This window comes from Acidimicrobiales bacterium (genome assembly GCA_036399815.1).
Taxonomy (GTDB): Bacteria; Actinomycetota; Acidimicrobiia; order Acidimicrobiales; family DASWMK01; genus DASWMK01.
Window position 1 is genome coordinate 1 of sequence record DASWMK010000108.1, and the last position, 10,932, is coordinate 10,932.

Here is a 10,932-nt window from a genome sequence, read left to right on the forward strand (position 1 = left end):
CGCCCAGCATCCTGGTCGACCGCTCGACGGCGCGGGCCGCCGCCTCCGACACGTCGAGGTCGCCGAACTCGCGCCCGACCGACCAGCCCGTGCCCACCTGCGTCTCGCCCGCCTCGGAGGCGAGCGCCTGGACGGAGATCGTGCATGCCGTCCACCGGGAGGCGGCGGCGACGCCGGTGCTCGAGGCGATCGCCACCTCGGCCAGGACGTCGCTGTAGTCGGCGGAGCGCACGCCGGCGATGCGCGGGTCGGCCGAGCGGACGGCCCGCTCGAGCTCGACCGCCATCGCCACCTTGTCGTCGGTGGGCACGCCGGCGAGCGACTCGCGCCAGACGTCGAGGTCGGGCGGGACGACGCCATCCGGCGCGGCGAGGCCGGCGTGCTCGTCGGGGGTGGCCAGCTCGGCGTTGTCGCGGGCCTCGGCAAGGGTCTCGGCGACCACGTCGTCGGCCAGGCTGCCCGCGTAGGCGAAGCCCTGGCGCTGGTCGACGACCACCCGGATGCCCACGCCTTCGGCCTCGGCGGCCGACAGCGACTCGACGTCGCCCTCGTAGGCCCGCACGTCGGTGTCGCGGCGGTGGACGGCGTACGCCTCCACCTGCTCGCGGGGCCCGGCCATCGCCGCCACCCGGCGGCAGACCTCGAGCAGGTCGCTCATGCCGGCCGCCTCACGCCGCCGTGCCGCCGATGGTCAGCTGCGACACCCGCAGGGTCGGGTTGCCGTCGCCAACGGGCACCCCCTGGCCGTCCTTGCCGCACGTGCCCGGTCCGCCCATGGCGAAGTCGTTGCCGATCGCCTCCATGCGGCGCAGGACCTCGGGGCCGTTCCCGATCAGGTTGCCGTCCCGGAGCGGCTCGGTGAGCCGGCCGTCCTCGATCAGGTAGGCCTCGGTCATCCCGAACACGAAGTCGCCGGTGGCCGTGTTGACCTCGCCGCCGCTCAGCTGGGCGACGTACACGCCCGACTCGGTGCCGGCGACGATGTCATCGGGCTCGTCCGTGCCGTTCAGGACGAACGTGTTCGTCATGCGCACCATCGGCAGGTGCTGGTAGCTCTGGCGGCGGCCGTTGCCGGACGGCTGGCGGCCCTCGGAGCGCGACCGGAGCCAGTCGTACATGTAGTCGGTGAGCACCCCGTCCTCGATCAGGACGTGGTAGCCGGCGGCCGCGCCCTCGTCGTCGATGCCGAGGGCCCCCCACTCGCCGCTCATGGTGCCGTCGTCGACCAGGGTGACGAGCGGGCTGGCCACCTGCTCGCCCCGACGGCCGGCGAACACCGACGCCTTCTTGGCGACCAGGTCGGCCTCGAGGCCGTGGCCGCAGGCCTCGTGGAACAGCACGCCACCGGTGCCGGCGGCGACCACGACCGGCATCGTCCCGCTCGGCGCCGGCCGGGCCGACAGCTTGGTCAGGGCGCGCTCGGCGGCCCGGCGGCCCAGCTCGTCGACGTCGACCCGGTCGAACAGCTCGAAGCCGACCGTGTGGCCGATGCTCTCGCGGCCGGTCTGGAGGCCGGTGTCGCCGACGGCGACGCAGCCGACGACGAACGCCGTGCGGACCTGGTCGTCCTCGGCGAGCAGGCCGTCGCTGTTGGCGACCAGCACGCGCCGGCGACCGTCGAGGTAGCGGACGGTGACCTGGCGGATGGCGCCGCCGGTCGCCCGCGCCGCCTCGTCGGCCCGGCGCAGGAGGGCGACCTTGGCCGACTTGGGCACGTCCTGGGGCAGGACCTCGATCACGCCCGGACGGGTGACGGCCCGCCGGGTGACGGCGACCGTGCGCGCCCCACCACCGCCCGAGCGGGCGACGGCGGACGCGGCCTCGGCCGCGGCGGCCAGGCCGGCCTCGGTGAGGTCGGCCGTGTGCGCGTAGCCCGTCGTGTCGCCGGCCACGACCCGCACGCCGGCGCCGCGGTCGCGGCCCGAGCTGAGCTCCTCGACCCGGCCGTCGTCGAGCACGGCGGTCGTCGACCGGCGGTCCTCGACGAACAGCTCGGCGAACTCGCCGCCGGTGCGCAGCGCGGACTGCAGCACCCGGCCGATCACGGCCTCGTCGATCACGCAGCCTCCCAGGGGTCGGGCCGGTGGGCCACGCCATCCGCTGGCCCGGCCACGGGCAGGCCGCTTATCGTACCCCGGTGCCGCTCCGCCCCGGCCTGTCCGCCACCGTCGATCACGTGGTCGGCGAGGAGGACTCGGCGATCGCCATGCACTCCGGCGACGTCCCCGTGCTCGCCACCCCGCGGGTGATCGCGCTGTGCGAGGAGGCGAGCGTCCGGGCCGTGAAGGGCGAGCTGGAGCCGGGCGAGACCACCGTCGGGATGCGCATCCAGGTCGACCACGTCGCCCCGACGAAGGTCGGCTCCGCGGTCCGGGCGGACGCCACGCTCGAGAAGGTCGAGGGGCGCCGGCTCACGTTCAGCGTGGCCGTCACCGACGGCGCCGGGCTCGTGGCCGCGGGCAAGGTCACAAGGGTCGTCGTCGTCGTCGACCGCTTCCTGGAGAAGGCCCGCTGACGGGTTGGGACGAGGTCGGCGACCGGGTCTACCGCCGCCGCTACCGCACCTTCGACCTCAACATCGGCGTCGTGGTCGGCGCCGACGGCGTGCTCGTCGTCGACACCAGGGGCAGCCACCGGCAGGCCGACGAGCTCCGCCACCACCTGCGCGAGCTGGGCGACGGCCCCGTGCGGTGGGTCGTCAACACCCACGGGCACTTCGACCACTGCTTCGGCAACGCCCGCTTCCGCCCGCCCCTGGCCGACGCCGACCTGTGGGGGCACGAGGCGATCGTCCCGTACCTCGCAGCGAACGCCGAGACGGCGCGCCAGGCGATGATCGACGCCAACCCGGCCCACGCCGACGAGCTCGCCGAGGTCGTCGTCACCCCGCCCGACCACCTGGTCGGCGACGTCGCCTCGCTCGACCTCGGCGACCGGGTGGTCCGCCTGCACCACGTCGGTCGCGGCCACACCGACAACGACCTGGTGCTCGTGGTGCCCGACGCCGGCGTGGTGTTCGCCGGCGACCTGGTGGAGGAGTCGGCGCCGCCCGCCTACGGCGACGACGCCTTCCCGCTCGAGTGGCCGGCAACCGCGCTGCGGGTGTTCGACCTCGTGGGCGACTCGGACACCGTCGTCCCGGGGCACGGCGACGTGGTCGACAGGGCGTTCGCAATAGAGCAGCGGGCCGGCCTGGTGGACGTCGCCCAGGTCGTCCGCGAGCTCCACGACGCCGGCGTGCCCGTCGACCGCGCCGTCGACGAGGGCGCCGGCCGCTGGCCCTGGCCGCCGGCCGCGCTCACCCACGCCGTCCGCCGGGGGTACGCCCAGCTGGACGGCGAGCTGGACTGACCGTCAGGCCAGGTTCGACGACCGCGGGTACATGTCCGCCGGGTCGGTCAGCACGTTGACCAGGTACGGGGCGTCGGCGGCGAGCGCCCGGTCGAGCGCCGGCCCGACGTCCTCGGGACGGGACACGGTCTCGCCTGCGCCGCCGAGGGCCCGGACGACCTCGTCGTAGCGGCACCCGGGCTGGAGGTCGGCGGCCACGTCGTAGCCGTACAGCATCCGCATCGGGTGCTTCTCGAGGCCCCAGATCCCGTTGTTGCCGACGACGATCACGACGGGGAGGCGGTGGCGGACCAGCGTGTCCACGTCCATCAGCGAGAACCCGGCGGCGCCGTCGCCGAGCACGACGACGACCTGGCTCGACGGCCGGGCCAGGCGGGCGGCCGCCGCGTAGCCCATCCCCGTCCCCAGGCAGCCGTACGGCCCGGCGTCGAGCCAGCAGCCCGGCGTGTACGAGTCGAGGTACTTGCCGGCGTAGGACACGAAGTCGCCGCCGTCGCACACGACGACGGCGTCCCGGTCGAGGCGGCGGCGCAGCTCCCCGTAGACCCGGGTGGGCCGGATGGGGTCGGCGTCGGCGGCGAGCGCGCCGTCCTCCTCGGCCCGCGCCGCGCGCTCCCGGTCCCGCAGCTCGGCGATCCACGGCTCGTGGTCGGCCCGCCGGCCCGACCACGCCGCCATGCCGTCGAGGATGGCGGTGAGGTCGCCCGCCGGCGACACCGCCGGCGACGCCGAGGTGGCGCGGCTCTCGGGGCTGTCGACGACGTGGACGACGGCGGCGTCGCCGAACCGGCCGAACGAGAGCCGGAAGTCGAGGGGCGTGCCCACGACGACGACCACGTCGGCCCGGCCCTTCAGGTGCCCCCTGGTGCGGCCGAACGCCAGCTCGTCGTCGGCCGGGAGGCAGCCCCGGCCCATGCCGTTGGCGAACACGGGGACGCGGAGCGACGCCGCGCACCGGCGGAGGGCGTCCCAGGCGCCGTCCCAGTACACGTCGGTCCCGGCGACGATCGCCGGGCGCTCGGCCGTGGCCACCAGCTCCGCCGCCCTGGCCACGTCGTCGGGGTCCGGCTCGACTCCGCTCGGCACGACGGTCCCGGGGACCTCGACGGGCGCGGTCGAGGACGCGAACACGACGTCGAGGGGGAAGTCGAGGAACACCGGGCCCCGGTGGGGGGTCATGGCGGTGACGACCGCCTCGGCCACCTGCTTCGGGATGTCACCGACCTCGGTCGCCGTCCCCGCCCACTTGGTGACCGGGGCGAGGATCGGCACGTGGTCGAGCTCCTGGAGGGACCCGGCGCCCCAGCGGTCCTGCGGCGCCCGCCCGGCGAGGACGACGAGCGGCGAGCCGTTGAACCAGGCCGTCGTCACCGCGCTGATCCCGTTGGTGACGCCCGGGCCGGCGGTGAGGACGGCCACCCCCGGCCGGCGGGTCAGCTTGGCCGTCGCCTCGGCGGCGAAGGTGGCGGTCTGCTCGTGGCGGACGTCGACGATGCGCAGGCCCGCCTTCACGGCGGCGTCGAAGAACGGGAACACGTGGCCGCCGGAGAGCGTGAACAGCTCCCCGACGCCGAGCCCCCGCAGCGGTGCGAGGGCGAGCTCGCCGCCGTGCCCCTCGACCGTCGCCATCAGGCAACCTCGGCGGCCGACGCCACCCGGTCGAGGAAGGCGGAGAGCGCCGCCCACCACGCCTCGGGCGCCTCGAACTGGGGGCTGTGCCCGCCGCCGGCCACCACCGTGAGCTGCGCGCCGGGGATGGCCTCGGCCATGGCCAGCGACGGGGCCAGGAAGGCGTCCTCCTCGCCGACGATGACGAGCACCGGCAGGTCGAGCCGGCGGAGCGCGTCGAGGCGGTCCTCCTGGACGACCATCCGGGGGACCATCGCCGCGTACATGGCCGACGAGCAGGCCCGGAACTTGGCGTCGCCGTACTCCGCGTAGTCGGGCCGGCGGGCCCGCACCCGACGGTCGGCCTCGGTGGCGAGTGGACCGTCGAGCCCGGCGAGGAGGTCGGCGAGCGCGCCGATCCCGGAGCATCGGACGATCTCGACGGCGAGCCGGGCCTGGTCCGGGTCGACGTCGACCGACCGGTGGGTCGTGTCCATGAGGACCAGGGCGTCGAGGCGGTCGGGATGCCGGACGGCGAGGTCCTGGGCCGCCATCCCGCCCATGGAGTGGCCGAGGAGGGTGAACCGCCGCCAGCCGAGGGCGTCGGCCAGGGCGAGCAGGTCATCGGCGAGGATGGCGAGCGAGTAGGCGGCCTCGTCGTCGGGCTGCACGCTGTCCCCGTGCCCTCGCAGGTCGGGGGCGACGGCGTGCCACCCCCGCTCGGCGAGCGGGTCGAGCCACTCGGCGAAGTCCTCCTTGGCCCCGGTGAACCCGTGGACGAGCATGACCGGCCGTCCACCGCCGCCCGCCTCGGCCACCGCCAGCTCCCCCGCCGGGATGGCGACCGCGCGCCGCTCCATCGCACCTCCTGGGCCTGCCCGAGCCGGGCCGCCGCACCCTACCCGCGGCCATCGGGCCGACCCAGGCGCCCGCCGGACCGACGGCCACCCTCCGGGCGGGGTCTCCCGCCGCCGGCGCGGCGACCCCGAGCCCCGCCGCGGTCGACGGCGGCGGCGGCGGCGGAGCGCCGGCGCAGGCGACCCCGAGCCCCGCCGCGGACGGCGGCGGCGCACCCCTCCGGCGGGTCAGTCGCCGCCGGGGATGGTGGCGACGTCGGACGGGTCGGGGACCACGATCTCCACCGGCTCGCCGAAGTCGAAGTAGTCGGCCGACACGGTGACCCCGACGTCGCCGCCGGCCGACGCTCCCGGGACGGCGCCCGCCGGCACCGTGTACGTCAGCGCCACCCGGCGCACGAGGCCGGCGCCGTCGACCCAGACGTCGAGCGGGAACGGGTGCAGCGTGCCCGAGGCCTGGAGCGAGTCGAGCATCGGCTGGAGCGCCGCCCGCTGCTCGGCGGGCACGCTGGCGGCCAGGTCGTCGACCGACAGGGTGGCCCGCAGGTGCGTGGTGGCCACGTCGCGCACGTCCTCGGCGCCGACGGTCTCGACGTCGCCGCTCCCGTGGAGCAGGTCGAGCACGACCCGCGGGTCGAGCCCGCCGGCCGGCATGGGCGACCCGGCCGCGCCGAGGGCGCCGGCGTCGAAGCTCACCCACTCCTGACCAGCGGCGTCGGCCAGCGCCGGCAGTCGCATGTAGAACGTGGTGCCGTCGACGACGAGCTCGGTCGTGCCGCCGAGGGCCGCGCCGGCCGCCCCGCCGGCCCCCGCGATGCCGGCGAGCCCGGACAGGTCGGCCCGCATGGTCGCCTGCTCGGCGGCGGTGTCGTAGGCGCCCTCGATCGTCATCGACACGTCGTCCTCGCTCACCCCGGCGAGGGTGACGACCATCTCGAAGCGGCCGGTGCCGGCGTCGACGGTGCGCTCGGCCGCGTCGGCGAGGAACGGCGCGCTCGCCACCACCTCGACCCCGGCGGCGACGTCGGAGCGGACGCCGCACGCGGCGGCGCCGAGCGCGACGGCGGCCGCCAGGGCCACGACCCACCGGTTCCCGCGCATGCTGCCCCTCCGTGCCGTCGACGTGGCGCTATTCCATAGCATTTCGATGCACCTTGTCAACCGGAATCGTCCGCGGTTGGACCGCCCATCGCAGACGCCCCCGCCGTAGAATTCCGCCAGGCCGCCCAGCACGACGTGGCAGGGTGCCTGCGGCTCGGGAGCAGGGGGAGACGTGGACAAGCGCAGGACGATCGTGCTGGTGGCCCGGGTGGCAGCCAGCTTCGTCATGCTCTGGGTCCTGCTCAGCCGCATCCCGGACTTCGACGCCGGCGCCGTCGTCCCCGACTCGGACATCGGCAACCTGCTGTGGCTGGCCGGCGCGGCCGCCTTCACCCTGGCGGCCATCGTCCTCTCCACCCTCCGGTGGAAGGAGGTCCTGGCCGCCCTCGGCCTCCGGGCCCGCCTCGGCCGCCTCCTGTCGGTGTACCTGGCCGGCCAGTTCGTGGCCAACGTGCTCCCCACCACCATCGGGGGCGACGTCCTGCGGGTCAGCCGCCTGGCCAAGGACACCGGCGAGGCGCCGCGCACGTTCGCCTCGGTCGTCCTCGAGCGGCTGACCGGGTGGCTGGTGCTGCCGGTGATCACGTTCGTCGGGTTCATCGTCAACCCCGGCCTCACCCACCTCGGCACGGCCACCCAGGTGGCCCTCGCCCTCGCCGGCGGCACGCTCGTGGCCCTGGCCCTGCTCCTCGCCGTCGTGGCCAGCCGCCCGCTCAGCGAGCGGCCGACCGCACCGACCGGGTGGCGGCGCTTCGCCGGCGCCGTGCACCTCGGCGTGGACCGGCTGCGGCGCCAGCCCGGGGTCGCCCTGCGGGTCGTCCTCGTCGGCTTCGCCTACCAGCTGGCGCTGGTGCTGGCGGCCGTGATGGCGGCCCAGGCCCTCGGCCTCCGGGTCGCCGGCCTCACCGCCATGCTGGCCTTCTTCCCGGCCGTCGCCATCGCCCAGGTCCTGCCGATCGGCATCTCCGGCCTCGGCGTCCGGGAGAGCGCGTTCGTGCTGTTCCTCACGCCGCTCGGCGTCCCGGCCGAGCAGGCCGTCGCCCTCGGGCTCCTGCTCTACGCGCTGAACCTGGTCGTCAGCCTCCTCGGCGCGCCCGCCTTCGCCATCGGCGGCAGGCCGACCAGGGCCATCGCCTGAGCCGGTGACCCGGCCGGCGCGCGGCTCCGACGCGCCCGGCGCGCCGGCCCGGCTGCAGTGGTGGCGCGAGCTGGTCTACATCGGCGCCTTCTACCTCCTCTACTCCGCGGTCCGGAACCTGTTCGGGTCGGAGGGCGGGTCGGTGGCCCACGCCAGGGACGTGGCCTTCGGGCACGCCGAGGTCGTCATCGCCATCGAGCGGGCCGTCGGCCTGTTCTTCGAGGAGCGCCTCCAGCGCTGGACCCTGTCCCTCCCGGGGCACGGCGGGATCGTCGCCTGGAACGTCTGGTACGGGACGGCGCACTTCGTCGTCACCGCCGGCGCCCTCCTGCTGCTGTTCCTCCGCGCCCCCGGCCGCTACCGGCTGTGGCGGACGACCCTGGCGGCGACGACGGCGATCGCCCTCGTGGGCTACGCCTCGTTCTCGCTGATGCCGCCCCGGCTGCTCGGCGACTGCGGCGCGTTCGGGGCCTGCGCCGACTACGGCTTCGTCGACACGCTGGCCGAGCACGGCGCGCTGTGGTCGTTCGACTCCGGCGCGCTGAAAGCGGTGTCGAACCAGTACGCGGCGATGCCGAGCATGCACATGGGCTGGTCGCTCTGGTGCGCGCTCGTCCTCTTCCCCATGGTCAGGCGGCGCTGGGCCCGGGCGCTCGTGGTCGCCTACCCGGTGGTGACGCTCGTGTGCATCGTCGTCACCGGCAACCACTACTGGCTCGACGCGGCGGCCGGCGCGGCCTGCCTCGCGGTCGGCTTCTGGGCGGCGACGAGGGTGACGGCGTGGTGGGAGGGCCGGCCGGCCCCCGCATCGGCGCGGCGCCGGGCAGACGATACGGTGCGTTGATGCTCCTCGAGCGGGTGAACTCCCCGTCCGACCTGCGCGCGTTGAGCCACGACCAGCTCCGCGACCTGGCGTCCGAGGTCCGCTCCTTCATCGTCGACGCCGTCTCCCGCCACGGCGGCCACCTGGGCTCGAACCTCGGCGCCGTCGAGCTCACCTTCGCCCTCCACCGCGTCTTCGACTCGCCGCGGGACGTGCTCCTCTGGGACACCGGGCACCAGGCCTACGTCCACAAGATCGTGACCGGGCGCAGGGACGGGTTCGCCGAGCTGCGCCAGCCCGGCGGCCTGTCCGGCTACCCGAGCCGGGCCGAGTCGCCCCACGACTGGGTGGAGAACAGCCACGCGTCGACGATCCTCGGCTACGCCCACGGTCTCGCCACCGCGCAGGAGGTGAGCGGCCGGTCCCACGACGGCGCCGCCGAGCGCCGCCACATCGTCGCCGTCATCGGCGACGGCTCCCTCACCGGTGGGATGGCCTACGAGGGCCTGAACAACCTGGGCCACAGCGGCCGGCGGGTGATCGTCGTCCTCAACGACAACGGGCGCAGCTACGCGCCGACGGCGTCGAAGCTCGGCGAGAGCCTGGCCCGCCTCCGGGTCGACCCCCGCTACGTCCGCAACCGGGCCCGGCTGGAGCGGCTTGTCCACGAGCTGCCGCTGGTCGGCGACCACCTGGCGTGGGGGCTCGACGCGGCGAAGGCCGCGCTGCGTGAGCTCTGGGAGCCGCCGGCGTTCTTCGAGAACCTCGGCGTCCGCTACACCGGCCCGTTCGACGGGCACGACGTCGAGGGGCTCGAGCACGCGCTGCGGGGCGCGGCCGAGTTCGAGGGGCCCATCGTCGTCCACGTCCTCACCCAGAAGGGCCGGGGCTACAAGCCGGCCGAGGACGACCCGGTCAAGCGCCTGCACGACACGTCCGAGGCCAAGCCGGGCAGCTACACGGCGGCGTTCACCGAGGCGCTGGTCAAGGAGGCCGAGGCCCGGCCCGAGGTGGTCGCCATCACGGCGGCGATGCCGGACTCGACCGGCCTGCTGCCGTTCCAGGAGCGCTTCCCGGACCGCTGCTTCGACGTGGGCATCGCCGAGCAGCACGCGGTCACCGCCGCCGCGGGCATGGCCATGGGCGGGCTCCGGCCGGTCGTCGCCATCTACTCGACGTTCCTGTCGAGGGCGTTCGACCAGCTCAACCTCGACGTCGGCCTGCACCGCCAGCCGGTCGTGTTCTGCCTGGACCGGGCCGGGATCACCGGCGACGACGGGCCGTCGCACCACGGCGTGCTCGACATGGCGCTGCTCCGCAAGGTGCCGGGGATGACCGTGCTCGCCCCGTCCTCGTACCACGAGCTGCAGGTCATGCTGCACGACGCGCTCGAGCTCACCGGTGGGCCGGTCGCCATCCGGTGGCCGAAGACGGCGCCGCCCGACGTGCCCGCCGACGACGTCGGCGCCGGCCTCCGGGCCCGCAAGCTCCGGTCGGGCACCGACGTCTGCATCGTCGGCGTGGGCAAGCTCGTCCACGCGGCGCGCGAGGCGGCGGCCCTTCTCGCCGCCGAGGGCATCGAGGCGACGGTCTGGGACGCCAGGGTCGTCTGCCCGCTCGACCCGGACCTGATCGCCGACGCCGCCGCCCACCCGGCGGTCGTCACCGCCGAGGACGGCGTGCGGGACGGCGGGGTCGGGACGGCGATCGCCGACGAGGTGGCCACGCTCTGCGCGAACGAGGGCAACCGGCCCGTTCCCATCGTCCGGGTCCTCGGCGTGCCGACGGCGTACGTGCCGCACGGTAAGCCCGACGCCATCCTCGCCGACCTGGGTCTGGACGCCGCCGGCCTGGCGGCTGCCGCGCGCGCGGCCGTTTCATCACCACCGCGTGCGGCTGCACCGTAGTTTGACCACACTCCGTGGTCGCTTGAACACGCAGAGAAGTCCCTCTTGTCAGGTTTGAGCACTGACCGTAGTGTCAACACTCAGCGTGGCTTCTGACCACACCTGACAACGGGAGTGACAAGTGAAGAAGTGGATCGCAGTCCCGGT

10 protein-coding genes are annotated in these 10,932 nt (G+C 75.1%); 5 read left to right on the forward strand and 5 right to left on the reverse strand.

Going from position 1 to position 10,932, the window contains the following annotated elements:
- Together VGB14_07710 and VGB14_07715 are read right to left on the reverse strand one after the other, a co-directional pair.
- Positions 1 to 658: DNA gyrase modulator (locus VGB14_07710; GenBank protein HEX9992794.1), on the reverse strand; the 658-nt coding region annotated here is incomplete at its 3' end.
- A 10-nt stretch (positions 659 to 668) separates the two neighbouring features.
- Positions 669 to 2,060 carry a TldD/PmbA family protein gene (locus tag VGB14_07715; protein HEX9992795.1) on the reverse strand — a complete coding sequence of 464 codons (1,392 nt, stop codon included), beginning with the start codon at positions 2,058 to 2,060 and terminating at the stop codon, positions 669 to 671.
- Between the two features lie 77 nt (positions 2,061 to 2,137).
- On the opposite strand from VGB14_07715, the gene VGB14_07720 reads away from it, so the two are divergent.
- Positions 2,138 to 2,515 carry a hotdog domain-containing protein gene (locus tag VGB14_07720; protein HEX9992796.1) on the forward strand — a complete coding sequence of 126 codons (378 nt, stop codon included), beginning with the start codon at positions 2,138 to 2,140 and terminating at the stop codon, positions 2,513 to 2,515.
- Between the two features lie 71 nt (positions 2,516 to 2,586).
- Complete coding sequence (locus VGB14_07725) at positions 2,587 to 3,351, forward strand: MBL fold metallo-hydrolase (GenBank protein HEX9992797.1); 765 nt, start codon at positions 2,587 to 2,589, stop codon at positions 3,349 to 3,351.
- Between the two features lie 3 nt (positions 3,352 to 3,354).
- Here VGB14_07725 and VGB14_07730 read toward each other — a convergent pair whose 3' ends face one another.
- The 3 genes from VGB14_07730 to VGB14_07740 all read right to left on the reverse strand — a co-directional run bounded on the left by VGB14_07730 (position 3,355) and on the right by VGB14_07740 (position 6,917).
- A complete protein-coding gene (locus tag VGB14_07730) occupies positions 3,355 to 4,980 on the reverse strand; it encodes an acetolactate synthase (GenBank protein ID HEX9992798.1) in 1,626 nt (541 codons plus the stop codon).
- Positions 4,980 to 5,819 carry an alpha/beta hydrolase gene (locus VGB14_07735; GenBank protein HEX9992799.1) on the reverse strand — a complete coding sequence of 280 codons (840 nt, stop codon included), beginning with the start codon at positions 5,817 to 5,819 and terminating at the stop codon, positions 4,980 to 4,982. The genes VGB14_07730 and VGB14_07735 overlap by 1 nt, the downstream gene beginning before the upstream one ends.
- A gap of 225 nt (positions 5,820 to 6,044) precedes the next feature.
- Positions 6,045 to 6,917, reverse strand: coding sequence for a hypothetical protein (locus VGB14_07740; protein ID HEX9992800.1), 873 nt, complete (start codon positions 6,915 to 6,917; stop codon positions 6,045 to 6,047).
- Between the two features lie 172 nt (positions 6,918 to 7,089).
- Between VGB14_07740 and VGB14_07745 the strand changes: the two genes are divergently transcribed.
- From VGB14_07745 to dxs, 3 genes are read left to right on the forward strand one after another with little or no spacing between them, the layout of a single operon-like run.
- Entirely contained in the window at positions 7,090 to 8,055 is a 966-nt protein-coding gene (locus VGB14_07745) for a lysylphosphatidylglycerol synthase transmembrane domain-containing protein (protein ID HEX9992801.1), read from the forward strand.
- Positions 8,056 to 8,059: 4 nt separating this feature from the next.
- Positions 8,060 to 8,899: a phosphatase PAP2 family protein gene (locus tag VGB14_07750; GenBank protein ID HEX9992802.1), complete on the forward strand. Its 840-nt coding sequence runs from the start codon at positions 8,060 to 8,062 to the stop codon at positions 8,897 to 8,899.
- Positions 8,899 to 10,785, forward strand: a complete 1,887-nt coding sequence (gene dxs / locus VGB14_07755) for a 1-deoxy-D-xylulose-5-phosphate synthase (GenBank protein HEX9992803.1) — start codon at positions 8,899 to 8,901, stop codon at positions 10,783 to 10,785. Before VGB14_07750 ends, dxs begins: the two co-directional genes overlap by 1 nt.
- Positions 10,786 to 10,932: the final 147 nt, after the last annotated feature.

Bases quoted from the DNA above. Each gene is read 5' to 3' on its own strand.
- VGB14_07730 (HEX9992798.1), bottom strand. From the start codon at position 4,980: ATGGCGACGGTCGAGGGGCACGGCGGCGAGCTCGCCCTCGCACCGCTG.
- VGB14_07735 (HEX9992799.1), bottom strand. From the start codon at position 5,819: ATGGAGCGGCGCGCGGTCGCCATCCCGGCGGGGGAGCTGGCGGTGGCC.
- VGB14_07740 (HEX9992800.1), bottom strand. From the start codon at position 6,917: ATGCGCGGGAACCGGTGGGTCGTGGCCCTGGCGGCCGCCGTCGCGCTC.
- dxs (HEX9992803.1), top strand. From the start codon at position 8,899: ATGCTCCTCGAGCGGGTGAACTCCCCGTCCGACCTGCGCGCGTTGAGC.